The 17,765-nt window shown below is 57.2% G+C and carries 14 protein-coding genes; 10 read left to right on the plus strand and 4 right to left on the minus strand.

Annotated features, from left to right (window positions below; all coding sequences use genetic code 11):
• Positions 1–11: 11 nt before the first annotated feature.
• The gene (gene fdnG, locus ACMGG5_RS18270) at positions 12–3,059 is read right to left on the minus strand and encodes a formate dehydrogenase-N subunit alpha (protein ID WP_420278316.1); all 3,048 of its coding nucleotides are present in this window, start codon (positions 3,057–3,059) and stop codon (positions 12–14) included.
• Positions 3,060–3,280: 221 nt separating this feature from the next.
• Between fdnG and yddG the strand changes: the two genes are divergently transcribed.
• Positions 3,281–4,159, plus strand: a complete 879-nt coding sequence (yddG, locus tag ACMGG5_RS18275; RefSeq protein WP_157189237.1) for an aromatic amino acid DMT transporter YddG — start codon at positions 3,281–3,283, stop codon at positions 4,157–4,159.
• Between the two features lie 630 nt (positions 4,160–4,789).
• A complete protein-coding gene (locus ACMGG5_RS18280; protein WP_157189238.1) occupies positions 4,790–5,899 on the plus strand; it encodes a porin OmpC in 1,110 nt (369 codons plus the stop codon).
• Positions 5,900–5,948: 49 nt separating this feature from the next.
• On the opposite strand, the gene ACMGG5_RS18285 is transcribed toward ACMGG5_RS18280, so the two are convergent.
• Positions 5,949–6,893, minus strand: coding sequence for a LysR substrate-binding domain-containing protein (locus ACMGG5_RS18285; RefSeq protein ID WP_048992042.1), 945 nt, complete (start codon positions 6,891–6,893; stop codon positions 5,949–5,951).
• A gap of 170 nt (positions 6,894–7,063) precedes the next feature.
• Between ACMGG5_RS18285 and ACMGG5_RS18290 the strand changes: the two genes are divergently transcribed.
• The 7 genes from ACMGG5_RS18290 to ACMGG5_RS18320 are packed head-to-tail and all read left to right on the plus strand — an operon-like array spanning position 7,064 to position 13,514.
• Positions 7,064–8,014 carry a branched-chain amino acid ABC transporter permease gene (locus tag ACMGG5_RS18290; protein ID WP_420278317.1) on the plus strand — a complete coding sequence of 317 codons (951 nt, stop codon included), beginning with the start codon at positions 7,064–7,066 and terminating at the stop codon, positions 8,012–8,014.
• Positions 8,015–8,022: 8 nt separating this feature from the next.
• Positions 8,023–9,129 (plus strand): branched-chain amino acid ABC transporter permease, encoded by a 1,107-nt coding sequence (locus ACMGG5_RS18295; RefSeq protein WP_208762914.1) that lies wholly within the window; start codon positions 8,023–8,025, stop codon positions 9,127–9,129.
• The gene (locus ACMGG5_RS18300; RefSeq protein WP_061715065.1) at positions 9,126–9,893 is read left to right on the plus strand and encodes an ABC transporter ATP-binding protein; all 768 of its coding nucleotides are present in this window, start codon (positions 9,126–9,128) and stop codon (positions 9,891–9,893) included. The genes ACMGG5_RS18295 and ACMGG5_RS18300 overlap by 4 nt, the downstream gene beginning before the upstream one ends.
• Positions 9,886–10,605 carry an ABC transporter ATP-binding protein gene (locus tag ACMGG5_RS18305; RefSeq protein WP_090416819.1) on the plus strand — a complete coding sequence of 240 codons (720 nt, stop codon included), beginning with the start codon at positions 9,886–9,888 and terminating at the stop codon, positions 10,603–10,605. Before ACMGG5_RS18300 ends, ACMGG5_RS18305 begins: the two co-directional genes overlap by 8 nt.
• A 28-nt stretch (positions 10,606–10,633) precedes the next feature.
• Entirely contained in the window at positions 10,634–11,791 is a 1,158-nt protein-coding gene (locus ACMGG5_RS18310) for a branched-chain amino acid ABC transporter substrate-binding protein (RefSeq protein ID WP_090416817.1), read from the plus strand.
• A 17-nt stretch (positions 11,792–11,808) separates the two neighbouring features.
• The gene (locus ACMGG5_RS18315) at positions 11,809–12,291 is read left to right on the plus strand and encodes an L-2-amino-thiazoline-4-carboxylic acid hydrolase (protein WP_090416815.1); all 483 of its coding nucleotides are present in this window, start codon (positions 11,809–11,811) and stop codon (positions 12,289–12,291) included.
• Positions 12,288–13,514: a Zn-dependent hydrolase gene (locus tag ACMGG5_RS18320; protein ID WP_420278318.1), complete on the plus strand. Its 1,227-nt coding sequence runs from the start codon at positions 12,288–12,290 to the stop codon at positions 13,512–13,514. The genes ACMGG5_RS18315 and ACMGG5_RS18320 overlap by 4 nt, the downstream gene beginning before the upstream one ends.
• Positions 13,515–13,550: 36 nt before the next feature.
• Here the strand turns inward: ACMGG5_RS18320 and ACMGG5_RS18325 are convergent, their stop codons facing one another.
• On the minus strand, positions 13,551–15,434 hold the full coding sequence (locus tag ACMGG5_RS18325) for a potassium transporter Kup (RefSeq protein WP_090418165.1): 1,884 nt from the start codon (positions 15,432–15,434) through the stop codon (positions 13,551–13,553).
• A gap of 89 nt (positions 15,435–15,523) precedes the next feature.
• Complete coding sequence (locus tag ACMGG5_RS18330; protein ID WP_090416811.1) at positions 15,524–17,011, minus strand: MFS transporter; 1,488 nt, start codon at positions 17,009–17,011, stop codon at positions 15,524–15,526.
• A gap of 116 nt (positions 17,012–17,127) precedes the next feature.
• Between ACMGG5_RS18330 and ACMGG5_RS18335 the strand changes: the two genes are divergently transcribed.
• Positions 17,128–17,721, plus strand: a complete 594-nt coding sequence (locus ACMGG5_RS18335; protein ID WP_048992025.1) for a TetR family transcriptional regulator — start codon at positions 17,128–17,130, stop codon at positions 17,719–17,721.
• Positions 17,722–17,765 lie beyond the last annotated feature (44 nt).

Genomic DNA, 17,765 nt, shown 5'->3' on the forward strand with positions numbered 1-17,765 from the left:
TGAATCGCTCCTTACGCTTTCTCGATGTTGACCAGAAACGCTTTGTATTCCGGCGTTTGCGAATTGGAATCGCCGACGTTTGGCGTCAGGGTATTGGCGATGTAGCCTTTCTGCGCCACGCCTTCAAAGCCCCAGTGCAGCGGGACACCGACGGTTTCCACCTGCTGACCATGCACGTTCAGACTTTGCAAACGACGGGTCACCACCGCCACCGCGCGAATAAAGCCGCGCTTGCTGCTGACCTTCACGCGGTCGCCGTTGGCAATACCTTTCGCCTTCGCCAGCGTCTCGCTGATCTCCACAAACTGCTCCGGCTGCGCGATGGCGTTCAGCCGCGCGTGCTTGGTCCAGGTGTGGAAATGCTCGGTCAGGCGATAGGTCGTCCCCACGTACGGGAATTTGTCCTTTTTGCCCAGACGCAGCGCGTCGTCTTCGTAGATACGCACCACCGGGCTGGAGACCACGTTCGGGTGCAGCGGGTTGGTGCCCAGCGGCGTCTCCATCGGCTCGTAGTGCTCCGGGAACGGCCCTTCCGCCAGCTTGTTGAGCGCAAACAGGCGTCCCAGCCCTTCCGGCTGCATGATAAACGGCCCGGTGTTGCTGCCCGGCGCGGCGGTGTTGTAGTCCGGGATATCGTTCCCCGTCCATTTCTCCCCGTTCCACTGGATCAGCATGCGCTTCGGATCCCACGGCTTGCCGTTTACGTCTGCAGACGCGCGGTTGTACAGCACGCGACGGTTCAGCGGCCACGCCCATGCCCAGCCCAGCGTATTGCCCAACCCGGAAGGGTCAGCGTTGTCACGGTTGGCCATCTGGTTACCCTGCTCCGTCCAGCTGCCGGTGTAGATCCAGCAGGACGACGCCGTCGTGCCGTCGTCGCGCAGCAGCGCGAAGCTGTTCAGCAGCTGGCCTTTCTTCGCCACCAGATTGCCGTTAGCATCATAGAGATCCGCCAGCGCCATGCCGTTGTTCTCTTTCGCGACTTCTTCAGACTCGGGACGATCCGGCTGCTTGTAGCTCCAGCTCATCTTCAGCAGCGGCTCAGCGCCTTTACCGCCTTCGGTGCGGTACATCTCGCGCAGGCGATGGTAAATCCCGGCAAGGATTTCGCCGTCGTTACGCGCTTCGCCCGGGGCGTCCTGGCCTTTCCAGTGCCACTGCAGCCAACGGCCGGAGTTGGCTATCGAGCCGTCCTCTTCCGCAAAACAGGTGGACGGCAGGCGGAACACTTCGGTCTGAATCGATGCCGGGTCGACATCGTTCGATTCCCCGTGGTTCTGCCAGAAGGTGGAGGTCTCGGTCACCAGCGGATCGATCACCACCATGTACTTCAGCTTGCTGAGGCTACGCACAACCTTGTTTTTGTCCGGGAAGGAGGCCACCGGGTTAAAGCCCTGGCAGATGTAGCCCGTGACGTTGCCCTTATCCATCATGTTGAAATACTTGATGACATCGTAAGCCTGGTCCCACTTCGGCAGCCACTCAAAGCCCCAGTCGTTCTCTTTCTGCGCCGCGTCGCCGTAGAAGGATTTCATCAGGCTGACGTAGAACTTCGGATAGTTGCTCCAGTAGTTCACCTGGTCCGGCAGCGTCGCTTTTGGCGTATTCGCCGCCAGATAACTTTGCAGATCCGTCTGCTTTTCAGACGGCAGCGTCAGGTAGCCCGGCAGGCTGGTCGAGAGCAGACCGAGGTCGGTCAGCCCCTGGATGTTGGAGTGACCGCGCAGCGCGTTCACGCCGCCACCCGCCATGCCCATGTTGCCGAGCAGCAGCTGGATCATCGCCATGGTGCGGATGTTCTGCGCGCCAACGGTATGCTGCGTCCAGCCCAGCGCGTACAGGAACGTGGTGGTTCTGTCGGCGGCGCTGGTTGAGGCCAGCACTTCACACACCTTCAGGAAATCCGCTTTCGGCGTGCCGCAGATGTTTTCCACCACGTCCGGCGTATAGCGGGAAACGTGCTTCTTCAACAGGTTCCACACGCAGCGCGGATGCGTCAGGGTTTCATCCCGCATCGCATAGCCGTTATCATCGAACTGATAGTTCCAGGACGCTTTGTCGTACTGCCGTTTTTCGGCGTCATAGCCGCTAAACAGTCCGTCATCGAAGGCAAAGTCATCCCGCACCAACAGGTTCGCGTTGGTGTAGTGCTTAACGTATTCCGCGTTAATGTTGTTGTTTTCGATCAGGTACAGCAGCACGCCGGACAGGAACGTAATGTCCGTACCGGAGCGAATTGGCGCATAGATATCGGCCACCGATGCCGTGCGCGTAAAGCGCGGATCGACGACGATAAGCGTCGCATCGTTGTTGTTTTTCGCCTCCATCGCCCAGCGGAACCCCACCGGATGGGCTTCAGCGGCGTTACCGCCCATCACCACCACGACGTTCGCGTTTTTGATATCAACCCAGTGGTTGGTCATCGCACCGCGACCAAATGTTGGAGCAAGACTTGCTACCGTTGGTCCGTGTCAGACGCGCGCCTGGTTGTCTACCGCCAGCATGCCGAGAGAGCGCACAAATTTTTGCGTCAGCATGCCGGTTTCATTACTTGCCGCAGACGCGCACAGCATCCCGGTGGAAAGCCAGCGGTTAACCGTTACGCCCTGCGCGTTCTTTTCTATAAAGTTGGCGTCGCGGTCGGCTTTCATTAATTTGGCAATACGGGAGAAGGCCTCATCCCAGGAGATACGCTGCCATTTATCAGAACCCGGCGCGCGGTATTCCGGGTAACGCAGGCGATTTTCGCTGTGAACATAGTCCAGCAGCCCCGCCCCTTTCGGGCAAAGCGCCCCGCGGCTCACCGGATGATCCGGATCCCCTTCAATATGGTAAATCGCTTCTCTGGCGTTCTTTGCGCCATCGCCCAGGCTATACATCAAAAGCCCACAACCTACGGAGCAGTATGTGCAGGTGTTACGGATCTCTTTCGCGCGCAGCAGCTTATAGTTGCGTGCCTGAGCCAGCGCCATTTTGGGAGCAAATCCCAGCATGGCTGCCGTTGTTCCGGCCATACCGCCCGCGCAGATTTTAAAAAATTGTCTGCGGCTGACGTCCATTGTTGTCCTCGTTATCTGAAAACATTTCGCGCCGCAAACTAACAGCAAAGCCCCTGATTTTTTTGCGTCAAATCAAGGTCATCTGTCTTCCCCCCCTTAATAGTCACCCCCGGTACATTTCATTACCCCTTTTTGATTAACGGCTTAAGAGAATAATTCACGACAGCGACAGGCGTAATGCGATACATTTTTCCTTTGATTTTTATTGCAATGGCGAAGTAATGGACAGAAAAAAGGCAACGCTTATTGGGCTGGCGGCAATACTGTTATGGAGCACCATGGTCGGCCTTATTCGCAGCGTGAGTGAGGGACTGGGGCCGGTAGGCGGTGCGGCGATGATCTACACCCTCAGCGGATTACTGTGTCTGGTGACGGTAGGATTTCCTGATATCAGACGGTTTTCACCGCGATATCTTATTGCGGGCAGCGTTTTATTTGTCAGCTACGAAATATGCCTGGCGCTGTCGCTGGGCTATGCCGCAACGCGATCGCAGGCGATTGAAGTCGGTATGGTGAATTACCTTTGGCCAAGCCTGACCATTGTGTTTGCCATTTTGTTCAACGGACAGAAATCTACCCTGTGGGTGATCCCCGGCCTGGTCATTTCGCTGCTGGGCGTCTGCTGGGTATTGGGCGGTGAACAGGGTTTACATCTTGATGAAATAACCCGCAATATCGTTTCCAGCCCGCTGAGCTACGCGCTGGCGTTTGCCGGGGCCTTTATCTGGGCCGCCTACTGCACGGTCACCAGCAAATTTGCGAAAGGACAAAACGGCATCACCCTGTTTGTTTTACTGACCGCGCTGAGTCTGTGGGTGAAATATACCCTGAGCGATCAGCCAGAGATGGTGTTCACGCTTCCGGTGGTGGTGAAACTCGTCATGTGCGGCATTGCCCTTGGGTTTGGGTACGCCACATGGAATATTGGCATCCTGCACGGTAACGTCACGGTTCTGGCTGCCGTATCCTATTTTACCCCGGTCCTTTCAGCCGCGCTTGCCGCCGCAGTGCTGAGTTCCCCCCTCTCATTCTCGTTCTGGCAAGGCGCCCTGATGGTCTGCGCCGGGTCGTTACTCTGCTGGTACGCAACAAGAAAATAATGCTTTCTCGCACGGCCGGGTAAATTTCAACCCGGCAACATAATTAACATAAATTTAAAGTGTGATCGCACCTCAGAATATTTATCCTAATAATAGGATGTCTGTTTAATTTCGGTTTATATTTGGCACCTTCTGTAAACGCTCAACAAGATAATTGACACAAACTGACAACGACATGAAACTAGTCAACCATGAATATTAACACTATGGATAGCGTTGAATGTAATAATTCAATTCTGACACATCCATGCAAATATTCGCAATATACGTTTAAACCCTCCCCTAACTCACTGTTATTAAGCCCAAAAACTAATGCCCCCCCCTCAACACATCGGGAATGCCGAAATCTAACTTAATATACTAAAACTCACAGAAATTATAGCGATGGCAATAGTCCCGCAGATAACATAATTAATAATCGTATAAAATTCGGGCGCTTTGTTTGAATAATCGCCTTTTCACATGATCGAGATCACACTAATTGAAATTACCTTTAATAATTTGAAACTTATTATTGAAATAAGACTACGAGATTTTTAAAAATAGCATGCCATTGACGAGCAGCCTCGTTTAGAAATCGTTCACAGTGGTTCAGGAAATACTGAAAAAAAATTATAAGGAACATTTAAGATGAAACTTAAATTAGTTGCAGTGGCAGTCACTTCCATGCTGGCAGCAGGCGTTGTTAACGCTGCCGAAATTTACAACAAAGACGGTAACAAGCTGGATCTGTACGGTAAAGTAACAGGTCTGCACTATTTCTCTGATGACGCAGGCGCAGATGGCGATAAAACCTACATGCGTATCGGCTTCAAGGGTGAAACCCAGGTTAACGATCAGCTGTCCGGCTACGGCCAGTGGGAATACCAGATTCAGGGCAACCAGGAAGAAGGCGACAACAAGTCCTGGACCCGTGTTGCGTTTGCAGGTCTGAAGTTTGCTGAAGCAGGCTCCTTTGATTACGGTCGTAACTACGGCGTAATCTACGACGTAACTTCCTGGACTGACGTTCTGCCAGAATTTGGCGGCGATACCTACGGCGCTGACAACTTCCTGCAGCAACGTGCTAACGGCGTCGCGACCTACCGTAACCAGGACTTCTTTGGTCTGGTGGACGGCCTGAACTTTGCTCTGCAGTACCAGGGCAAAAACGGCAGCGTAGAGGGTGAAAACACCAGCGGTCGCAGCCTGCTGAACCAGAACGGCGACGGCTATGGCGCATCCCTGACTTACGATCTGGGTGAAGGCTTCAGCGTGGGTGGCGCAATGTCCTCTTCACGTCGTACCGCTGACCAGAATGCGGCTGGCGTATACGGTGAAGGCGACCGCGCTGAAGTATACAGCGGTGGTGTGAAATACGACGCGAACAACATTTACCTTGCTGCGCAGTACTCTCAGACCTATAACGCAACCCGCTTCGGTACTTCTAACAACAAGCGTACCGACATCTACGGCTTTGCCAACAAGGCGCAAAACTTCGAAGTTGTGGCTCAGTATCAGTTCGACTTTGGCCTGCGTCCATCCATCGCTTACCTGCAGTCTAAAGGCAAAGACATCGAAAACTTCGGCGACCAGGATCTGGTTAAATACATCGATGTTGGCACGACCTACTATTTTAACAAAAACATGTCCACCTACGTGGATTACAAAATCAACCTGCTCGACGACAACAAGTTCACTCGCCAGGCAGGCATCGGTACAGACAACATCGTGGCGCTGGGTCTGACCTACCAGTTCTAAATGTTGTCACTACAAAAGCCAGCTGAACAAGCTGGCTTTTTTTATCTTCCTATCCGGCTGACGACTCTCCGTTCGCAGCCCAACGAAGCCAGTTTTGCAGCAGCTTGCCGTCCTCGGTCATCTCTGAGTCTGTACGCACGCAGAGGTAATAATCGCGCCCGTCATCAATCGGTAAGTCAAATATCTTCACCAGCTCGCCGCTCTCAAGATACGGCGCAATCAGCGGCTCACGCATTAGCGCACAGCCCAGACCAGCCTGTACGCCCGCCAGCGTCAACAGTCCGTCTTCAAACAGCGGGCCGCTGCGCCGGAGCGGACGTTTTACCCCCTGCAACAAAAACCACTGCGTCCAGCTCGTACGCTCTTCATCATGCAACAGCGGCATTTGCAGCAGCTGTTCAGGCGTGTCGATGTGGCCATGAACGCGCAAAAACGCACGGCTGCACACCGGTACCATCTGACCGGAAATCAGCTTTTCGCTTTGATAGCCCGCCCACTGCCCGTTACCAAAACGAATCGACATATCCGACGCGTCGCTCAGGTAGTTACGATGGTTGGCATACACCACGTTGATCTCGGTTTGGGGATTGGCGCGCATGAACGCAGGTAAACGTGGGATGAACCACCCCATGCCAAATAGCGGGATCAGGCTGATGGTGACCTGACGCGTTTGCGCCTGCTCCGCCAGGTGCTCCGTTGCCTGGCGCAGCACGTTAAACGCCGCGCGGATCGAGCGGTAATATTCACGTCCGTGCTGGCTCAGCACCAGCCTGCGCCCCTGACGTTCCGTCAGCGGCATTTGCAGGTATCCTTCGAGCACCTTGAGCTGATGGCTTACCGCCGACGGAGAGATATCCAGCTCCTGCGCGGCCAGCGTGACGCTGCCCAGCCGGGCGATGGCCTCAAAGGCACGGACAGCCCGAAGCGGCGGATCGTTTGCCAGGCGACTGTCTGCATACGCGGACAAATCTGCCGATTGTTCTGTTTTATTCATATGTTGATTTCTTTAGGCTTTTTAGCCGGAAACGCGATTACATTATCTTTATACAAATCATTAAGATAAAGCAATGCCGGTTTATCATAAGAAATAATATATGTGTATTTTACAATTTAATTCATTTATTGGATGGTAGCCGCTGAAACAGCACTTTGCGGGTACAGACGTTGGATACACTCATACAACAACTGATCAACGGTGTGATGCTGGGAAGCATCTACGCGCTGATCGCGCTGGGCTATACCATGGTGTATGGCATCTTGCGCATTATTAACTTTGCTCACGGCGATATTCTGATGGTCGGTGCGCTCACCACGCTTTCCGCCATTAACGCCCTGAACACCACCTTCCCGCATATGCCGCTGCTGTTGCAGCTTGGCGTTGCCCTGATGATTGCCATGGCCGTTTGCGCCCTGCTGGCGATGGCCGTGGAACGCTTTGCCTACCGTAGACTGCGCAATGCCCCCCGGCTCGCGCCGCTGATCTCGGGTATCGGTGTCTCGGTCCTGCTGCAAACCGTGGCGATGATTATCTGGACGCGCAACCCGCTGATGTTCCCGCAGATCCTGCCCATGGATCCGATCGCCGTGACGTCAGGAAGTGAACAGCATCCCCCTGCCATTGTGACCGTCACCGGCATTGTTACCGTGGCGCTGGCGCTTGCGGTAATGACCGGGCTATGGCTGCTGGTGGAATACACCCGCCTGGGCCGCGGCATGCGTGCCGTGGCGGAAAACCCGCGCGTGGCCACGCTGATGGGGGTTAACCCCAATGCCATTATTACCCTGACGTTCGCCATTGGCGGCGTATTTGCCGCGCTGGCAGGCGTCATGATGGCCAGCAACTACGGCAACGCCAGCTTCTCAATGGGCTTTTTGCCCGGAATCAAAGCCTTTACCGCCGCCGTGCTGGGAGGCATTGGTAACATTCGTGGCGCAATGATTGGCGGGATCCTGCTCGGCATTATCGAAGCGCTGGGCGCAGGTTATCTGGGGGAACTCACCCACGGCGTCTTTGGCAGCAACTATCAGGATGTCTTTGCCTTTATGGTCCTGATTCTGGTGCTGGTCTTCCGTCCGGCAGGCCTGCTGGGCGAGCGCGTGGCGCACAGGGCGTAAGGAATACCATGACAACACTTCAACTTCAGGCCCCGACGACGACGCGCAAATTCTGGTCAGGCATGGTCCTGTTCTGCCTCGCGCTGCTGATTGCTCCCGTAATGGCCACGCAGCTTGGCGGCAACTACTGGGTACGTGTGATCGACTTCGCCCTGCTCTACATCATGCTGGCACTCGGGCTCAATATTGTGGTGGGCTATACCGGCCTGCTGGACATGGGCTTTATCGCCTTTTACGCGGTCGGCGCCTACCTTGCGGCACTAATGGCCTCCCCACACCTTCTGGCGGTATTTCCTGTCCTCAGCGTCTGGTTCCCTGACGGGCTGCACACCTCATATCTGCTGATTATACCGCTGGCGGCGCTCGTCGCGGCGGTCTGCGGCATTTTACTCGGTGCTCCTACGCTGAAGCTGCGCGGGGACTACCTGGCGATAGTAACCCTCGGCTTTGGCGAAATTATCCGCATTCTGATGCGCAACCTCGACCGACCGGTGAACATCACCAACGGTGCGAAGGGTATTACCGGGGTGGATACGCTCAACCTGTTCGGCCTGAAGTTCAGCGGCGTATACCACTGGTTTGGTTTCAAAGTGCCCGCGCTGTGGCTGTGGTACTACCTGCTGATGCTGGTGATTGTGGCGATTATTTTTGTCTGCCTGCGCCTGCAGCATTCCCGTATTGGTCGCGCCTGGCACGCCATCCGTGAAGATGAGGATGTGGCGCGCGCGATGGGCATCAACGTGCGTAACTATAAGCTGCTGGCCTTTGCGATGGGTGCCTCTTTTGGCGGCGTGGCGGGTGCCCTGTTCGGCGCGTTTCAGGGCTTTGTCTCCCCGGAATCCTTCACGTTACAGGAGTCCATTGCCGTGCTGGCGATGGTGGTGCTGGGCGGTATGGGACACATTCCTGGCGTGATCCTGGGCGCGATACTGCTTACCGCCCTGCCGGAACTGCTGCGCAGTCAGGCAGCGCCGGTTCAGCAGGCGCTGTTCGGTACGGTACTGATTGACCCGGAAGTGCTGCGTCAGCTGTTCTACGGCCTGGCGCTGGTACTGGTCATGCTGGTGCGTCCTTCAGGCATCTGGCCGGTGCGCCACAAGGAGGTGAAGGCATGAGCCTGTTAACCGTACGCAACATGTCAAAACGCTTCGGCGGGCTGACTGCCGTAGATGACGTTTCGATTACCGTGAACAAGGGTGAGATCTATGGCCTGATTGGTCCCAACGGGGCGGGAAAAACCACCTGCTTTAACCTGATCACCGGGCTTTATCCGGCGGACAGTGGTGAATTTTCGATTGCCGACAAGCCCTATTTCCCAAAGCACATTGAGAAAGTCACCGCCGCCGGGATTGCCCGCACGTTTCAGAACGTGCGCCTCTTTAATGACATGTCGGTGCTGGAAAACGTGATGGTGGGTCGCCACGTGCGCACCCGTAACGGCCTGTGGGCCGCGCTGAGCCGTCACAAACGCGCCCGTGAAGAGGAGAGGCAGACCCGGGAACTGGCCTGGCACTGGCTGGAGTACACCGGCATTGCCAGGTTCGCCCACTACCGCGCCTGCGATCTGGCCTATGGTCATCAACGCCGTCTGGAGATTGCCCGCGCGCTGGCAACGGATCCGCTGCTGCTGGCGCTGGACGAACCCGCCGCCGGGATGAACGCAGCGGAAAAAGTGTCGCTCGGCGAACTGCTAATCCGCCTGCGCGATGACGGCAAAACCCTGCTGATGATTGAGCATGACGTCAAGCTGGTGATGGGCATCTGCGATCGCCTGACGGTGCTGGATTACGGCAAAACGCTTGCCAGCGGCACGCCGGAGAACGTACGTCGAGACCCGGCAGTGATCGCCGCCTGGCTTGGAGGAAACGCCCATGTCTGAGTTACTGAAGGTGGAACGTGTGGACGTGCATTACGGCGGTATTCAGGCCGTCCGCGATGTCTCTTTTACCCTGCACGAGGGTGAACAGGCGACGCTGATCGGCGCTAACGGCGCGGGGAAAAGTTCCACCGTGCGCGCCATTACCGGACTGGAAAGCTTTAGCGGCATTATTGAATTCCGCGGTAAAGACGTCCGCAGACACAGGCCCGAGGCGCTACTGCGCGACGGGCTGGTGATGGTCCCGGAGGGCCGCGGGATCTTCTCCCGCATGACGGTGCTGGAAAACCTGCAGATGGGCGCCTGGCTAAGACGTGACACTGTCACCGTTAATCGCGAAATGAACGAGATTTTCGAGCGCTTCCCGCGCCTGGGCGAACGCCAGCATCAGCTTGCCGGCCTGCTGTCCGGCGGTGAGCAACAGCTGTTGGCCCTTAACCGCGCCCTGCTCAGCCGCCCGCGCCTGCTGATCCTCGACGAGCCGTCGATGGGCCTCGCGCCGAAGATGGTTGAAAACATTTTTGCCGTCATTGCCGGCCTGCGCGAGCGCGGCGTTGCCCTGCTGCTCATCGAACAAAACGCCCGTCTCGCGCTGGAAGTCACCGACAGCGCGTGGGTGATGGACAGCGGCAGCATTGTTCATCATGGCGAATCGAAAGCGCTGCTCAATGACGACCAGATTGCACAGATTTATTTGGGCGAAATGCCCGTTTAACCACACCAGCCAACATCAGGGAAATACAATGAAAACAGTAAAAATCAGTGCGCTCAGCGCCGCTATCCTCCTCGGCAGCTTTGCCTCGACGGCGACGTGGGCCGCTGACAGTGAAACCGTGATTATCGGTCTCGCGGGCCCGCTCACCGGCCCGTCTGCCCGTATCGGTAAAGATCTGGAGAACGGCGCGCAGCTGGCCATTGACGACATTAACAAGCAGCACCCGACCATCGGCGGCAAAGCGGTGACCTTCAAACTGCAGTCCGAAGACGATCAGTCCGACCCGCGCACCGCCGTGGCCGTCGCGCAGCGTCTGGTGGATAGCGGCGTGGCGGGCGTCGTCGGTCACTGGAACACCGGTACCAGCATTCCTGCCGCACGTGTCTATCACGATGCGGGCATCGCCCAGGTCGCACCGGTCGCGACCGGTCACGCCTATACGCAACAAGGTTTTGATACCAGCTTCCGCGTGATGGGACACGACGATGACGGCGGCCAGCTCGCCGGTCAGTACGCGGTGAATACCCTGAAAGCCAAACGCATTGCGGTGATCGACGACCGTACCGCATTTGGTCAGGGGCTTGCAGACCAATTTATTAAATCGCTTGAAGCCCAGGGCGTGAAAATTGTCGATCGTCAGTACGTGGATGACAAAACGGTGGACTTCAGCGCCGTACTGACCGCCATCCGCAGTAAAAACGCCGATCTGATCTTCTTCGGCGGCGTCGACAGCCAGGCCGCACCGCTGGCGCGTCGCATCAAACAGCTGGGCATGAATGCCACGCTGATGGGCGCAGGCGGATTCGTCAGCCAGACGTTCCTCAAGCTGGCGCAGAAAGAAGGCGAAGGCGTTGTGGCGCTGGAGCCGGGTCTGCCCGTTGACCAGATGCCGGGTGGAAAGGCATTCGAACAGGCGTACCAGTCCCGCTACCACACCCATATCGAACTGCACGCCCCGTTCGCCTATGACGCCACCCGCGTGCTGGTTGCGGCAATGGAAAAAGCAGACTCCGTTGAGCCTTCCGCGTATCTGCCTGCCCTGCGCGCCATCAGCTATTCCGGCGTCACCGGACAGATCGCGTTTGATAAAGAGGGCAACCTGAAATCGCCGTCGTTCACGGTCTACAAGGTGGTCGACGGCAAATGGCAGCCGCAGACCGTGCTGGGCGGCGCAAAAGCGAAGTAACGCAGCGAGGCAATGTGATGAGTGATAATAACGAGCTGGGCATTCTCGCCCGCCGCAAAATTGAAGCAGAAATTATTAAGCCAATTTATGAAATCCTGGTGCGCGAGATAGGGAAAGCCCGCGCCCAGGCGGTGATTGGCGAGGCCATTGAGCAGGCCGCGATTGACGCTGGTAAAGCATTTGCCAGCAAAGAACCCAACGGCGCGAACATCAAGAGCTTTATCGCCCTGCAGTATCTGTGGGAGAAAGATAACGCGCTGGAGGTGAAGGTGATCGACGCCGACGACCAGCAGTACAACTACAACGTGACCCGCTGTCGCTACGCGGAGATGTATCATGAAATGGGGCTGGGCGAGATTGGTCATCTGCTCTCCTGCGCGCGGGATGAAAAATTCATCGTTGGCTATGCGCCGGACGTTGAGCTAACCCGCACCACCACCATTATGCAGGGCGGTGCGTGCTGTGATTTCCGCTACCGCAGCAGCAAGGACAAGACATGATCCGCGTCAACGCCGAACGGCTGTGGTCAACGCTTGAGATGATGGCGCAGATCGGCGGCACGCCCGCCGGTGGCGTGACCCGTCTGGCATTGAGCGAGGAAGATCGTGTTGCGCGTAACCTGCTGCGCGACTGGGCGCTGGACGCCGGTTTTACCTGCGATGTCGACAGCATGGGCAACATGTTTATCCGCCGCGCGGGGAAAAACCCGCAGCTTCCCCCGGTCCTGACCGGTTCGCACGTGGATACCCAGCCGCTGGGCGGGAACTACGACGGGGTTTACGGCGTGCTGGCCGGGCTTGAGCTGCTGCGTACCCTCAATGACCATCACGTTGAGACGGAGCGTGACATCGTGCTGGTTAACTGGACCAACGAAGAAGGCGCGCGCTTCGCGCCAGCCATGCTCGCTTCAGGGGTCTGGACGGGGCAGTTTAGCAAAGCGTACGCCCATGCCCGCGCGGATAACGATGGCATCACCGTGGGTGAAGCGCTGGATAACATTGGCTACCGGGGTGAAACCCCTGCCCGCGAGTTTCCTGTTCACGCCTGCTACGAACTGCACATCGAACAGGGCCCGATCCTGGAAGATGAGGCCATCGATATCGGCTCAGTCCGCGCGGCAATGGGCCAGCGCTGGTTTACCCTGGCGCTGGACGGGTTTGCCGCCCATGCCGGCACCACGCCGATGCACAGCCGCCGTGACGCGCTGACCGCCTTCGCTGAGCTTGCATTGAAAGTGGAAGAGATTGGCTATCGGCATGCGCCGGACGGACGCGCGACGATCGGTATGGCGAAGGTTACGCCAAACTCGCGCAACGTCGTGCCGTCTCGTGTGGAATGCAGCGTGGAGTTTCGCCATCCGGCGCAGCAGGCTCTGGAAGCCATGGAAGCGGCGCTGCATAAGGTGGCTGAAAGCCTGAGCCTGCGCGGCGTGTCGGCTCTCGTTGAGCGCATTTTTGACTACGCGCCCATCGCGTTTGATGCCGAATGCCTCGCTCGTACGGAGAAGGCCGTGGCGGAACTGGGCTATTCGTCGAAACCGATGGTCTCCGGTGCGGGACACGACGCCTGCTATGTGAGCAAAATTGCGCCCGCCAGCATGATCTTTATCCCCTGCGTGAAGGGCGTCAGCCATAACGAAGCGGAAAGGATCCTGCCGGAGTGGTCGGAGAAAGGGGCGAACGTGCTGTTGCACAGCGTCCTGTCCGCGGCCCAGGAGAGCTAGAACGGCGCGAAAGCAGCCCCCTGCTTTCGCGCGACGCTAGACGGCAACGCGCCGGCTGATTTCAACCACCCGATCGCTGGGAAGGTGGTAGTGGTTGATGACGTGCGTGCAGTTGCGCTTCATGAAGGCAAAAATGTGCCGTTGCCAGGCCGCCATACCGGCCCCGCCTTCGCCTGCCACAATGGTTTCATGCCCGACATACCAGGTGGCATCATCCGTGGCAAAAAGCGCGTTAATCTCGCTGACCCCCTGCAACAAACGCGGAATGTCCGGGTGTTCCATAAAGCCATATTGCGCCACGCCGTGCCAGTAGCCCGGCGCGCGCTGTTCCACCCTGATACGCTGCTCTTCCCCCACATAGGGCACATTGAGTATATCAATGGTCAGCGACAACACATCCTGCTGTAGCGCCCGGTTTCGCGCGACATGCCAGCGCATGACCGGTGGGATATTGTTCTGTGTACGGGTCAAAAACACGGCAGAGCCTACCACTCTGGGCACCGTCTTTTGCTGAAGCTGGGCAAAGAACGCATCCACGCTGACGCCCTTCTCGCCCACCGATGCGGAGACCGCCTTAACGCCGCGGTGCCAGATTAGCATCACCGTACAAATGGCTGCGGCCATCAGCAGCGGGATATAGCCGCCCTCCAGGACTTTAATTAGATTGGCAAACAAGAAGGTGGCATCAATCACCAGGAAACAGAGGGCAATAAGCGCGCTGCTGACCCGGCTCCAGCACCACACTTCCCGCATCGCCACAAACAACAGCCCCGTGGTCATCAGCATGGTTAACGACACGGCGATGCCGTACGCCGCGGCAAGCTTATCGGAGGATTTAAAGAACACCACCAGCCCGATGGTCACCACCATCAGCAGCCAGTTTATTATCCCGATATAAATCTGACCGTAGCTTTCTGCCGCCGTCTGTTTGATGCGTAACCGGGGTAACCAGCCAAGCTGAATGGCCTGGCGCGTCATGGAAAACGCGCCGGTAATAATCGCCTGACTGGCAATGATCGTCGCCAGCGCGGCAAGTATGATGAGCGGAACCTGGAGAACAGGCGGACAGAGCGTGTAGAAAAGGTTTTGCTTGCTGTCGGCACCGGCCAGAATCAGCGCTGACTGGCCAGCATAGTTGAGCAGCAGCGAAGGAAAGACGATACCGTACCAGGCAAGCCAGATCGGCTTTTTACCAAAATGCCCCATGTCTGCATACAGGGCCTCGGCCCCCGTCACGCAGAGAAAAACGCCCCCCAGGACCAGGAAACTGGTATACCCGTTCGAAAACAAAAACGCGATGCCGTAAGCAGGATTAAGGGCCAACAGTACCGAGGGGTGCTGAACGATCCCCCGCACGCCCAGGGCCGCAATCGCCAGGAACCACAGTGCCATCACCGGGCCAAATATCTTCCCTATGCGGGCGGTACCAAAAGGCTGGATCAGGAAGAGCGCCAGCAACACCGCAACCGTGAGGGGTAAGATGTACGGCTGGGACTCAGGGATCACCATCTCCAGTCCTTCAAGGGCGGAAAGCACGGAGATGGCCGGGGTGATCGCGCCGTCACCGTAAATCAACGCTGCGCCAATCAGGGCGGCAAAAATGACCCAGCGCCCGCCTTTGCCTTTCTCCACCAGAAGCGACATTAATGCCATGATGCCCCCCTCGCCATGATTATCAATTCGCATGGCGAAGGCGGCATATTTTATGGATGTCACCAGGATGAGTGTCCAGGTAATCAGCGAGAGCAGGCCCAGTATGACGCCGGGCGTAGGGTCATGCTCAGAGAGCGAAAGTACCGTCCGAAAGGTATAAAGCGGGCTGGTGCCGATATCACCAAAAACGACGCCCAGCGCCCCCCCTGCAAGCAGGGTTAACCGGGAGAGCGGTTGGGACGGTTCACTGCTGTGGTGAAGGCTCATATTTTCCAGCAAGAGTCAGATAATCCTGTAAAAAACATAGCCCATCTGCCCCGCCCGCGCCAACCGCGCGCCCTGTATTACTTCGCAATTTACTGCGGTTTGACCTTCGCCAGGCTGAACCAGATCCCCACTGCCAACAGCAGCAGCATTCCGCCCGCGCTGCCCAGCGCCACGCTGTGCGAGGTGATAAACGCGCTTTTCGCCGCCTCAATCACCGATTCCGCCAGCGTCGGGGTCAGATCCTGCGCCACCTTCATCGCCTCACCAATGGATGACGAGGCTTTATCGACGAGCGAGGCATTCAGCCCTTGCGGCAGGTCAATCGACGCCGAGAAGCTGCGGGTCAACAGCAGACCAAAAATGGCGATCCCCAGCCCGGCGCCCAGTTCATAGGACATGGTTTCAATTGCTCCCGCGGCGGCGGCTTTCTCCTTCGGCGCGGCCGCCATAATTGCCGAGGTCGAGGCCAGCAGCGCGCTGGCGGCACTGAAGCCGAGCAGCACCATCAGCCCCCACGCCTGCCACTGCTGCGTGCTGAAGTCGAGCATCGACAGCCCGATAAAGCTGACGGCGCTGAGCCCCATTCCGCCGGCCGCGACAATGCGTAGCCCCAAACGCCCGACCAGCACGCCCGCGATCGGCCCGCTGAACCCGCTGGCGACCATCACCGGCAGCATGAACATGCCCGCTTCAAACGGCGTAAAGCCATGAACAAACTGCAGCTCCTGGGCCATCAGCAGCTCAAACCCGACCAGGGCAATCATGGCGGTCATCGCCATCACCACGCCGCTCAAAATGATGCGATGGCAGAACAGACGCATGTCGATCATCGGTACGCGAGCGCGGAGCTGAATACGCACGAAGATAAACAGCAGTACCGAGCCGGTAATCAGCGCGGACGCGACTATCCACGGTGACAGCGCGCCTTTCAGGGCGGTTTTCGCACTGTAGACCAGCAGTAAAATCGCCACAATCAGCATAATTGCATGGCTAATATTCAGCGGCTGCTCCGGGCGGCCGTGCTGAGGAGGCACAAAACGCGCGGCCAGCGAAACCACCACCAGCACAATCGGCACGTTAATTAAAAACACCGATCCCCAGTAAAAATGCTCAAGCAGCATACCGCCAATCAACGGGCCAAACGCCGCCCCACCGGAACCGACCGCCGCCCAGACGCCGAGCGCAATATTACGATCCCGCGCGTCGATAAACAGCGTACGGATCCCAGCCAGCGTAGCCGGAATAATCATCGCCGCACCAATTGCCAGCGAGGCGCGCGCCGCAATCAGCCACCCTGCTGACGGGGCAAACGCTGCCGCCAGCGATGACAGGCCAAACAGCGTACTGCCAATCATCAACAGCCGTTTAAAACCGATACGGTCACCCAGGGCGCCCATAGGCAACACCATACCCGCCATCACCAGCGAGTAAATATCGATGATCCACAGCAATTCATTGCCGCTGGCACCCAGCGTCATGCTCAATGTCGGCGCCGCCACGTGCAGCACCGTCGCGTCGATCGCCACCGGGATATACACCAGCACGATAATCACTAACGCTAACCACTGACGAAACATAAATTTCCTTTTCTTTTAAAACATGGACACATGTCCAGGATGAGATCCTACGTAAAGTTGAACGCATGTCCAGCTTTTTGTTACACTCGTTTCGTTCCCATTGAGAGTGAGTAAACATGCGATATCTGAGCAAGGATGAACGGCGGGAAGCCATCTTACAGGCCGCCATGCGCGTGGCGCTGGCAGAAGGACTGGCGGCAATGACGGTCCGCCGCGTTGCGGCTGAAGCCGGAGTCGCCACCGGACAGGTTCACCATCATTTTACCTCCGGCGGGGAGTTAAAATCGCTGGCCTTCGTACGGTTGATTCGCGAGCTGCTGGATGCGGATGTCGCGGGTAAACAGGCCGGTTGGCGGGAGCAGCTTCATGCCATGCTCGGCAGCGATGACGGGAGGTTTGAGCCCTATATTCGCCTGTGGCGTGAAGCCCAGATCCTTGCCAGCCGTGATGCCGACATCAAGGGCGCCTATGTGATGACCATGGAGATGTGGCATCAGGAAACGGTGGCGCTAATCAAAGCAGGAACGGAGGCCGGGGCATTGCGTCCGGGCGATCGGGCAGAAAATATTGCCTGGCGCTTGATTGGGTTGGTGTGTGGTCTTGACGGAATGTATATCTTAAACATGCCCGAAATGGATGAGGTCGCGTTCAACAATCATCTGGATAAGTTAATCACGCTCGAGTTGTTTACTACCCCGTCTCAGCCGTGATGTTGCCGGGTGGCGGCTTCGCCTTACCCGGCCTACAGCCCACC

It is taken from the genome of Enterobacter sp. BNK-34 (assembly GCF_048684445.1).
GTDB lineage: Bacteria > Pseudomonadota > Gammaproteobacteria > Enterobacterales > Enterobacteriaceae > Enterobacter > Enterobacter pseudoroggenkampii.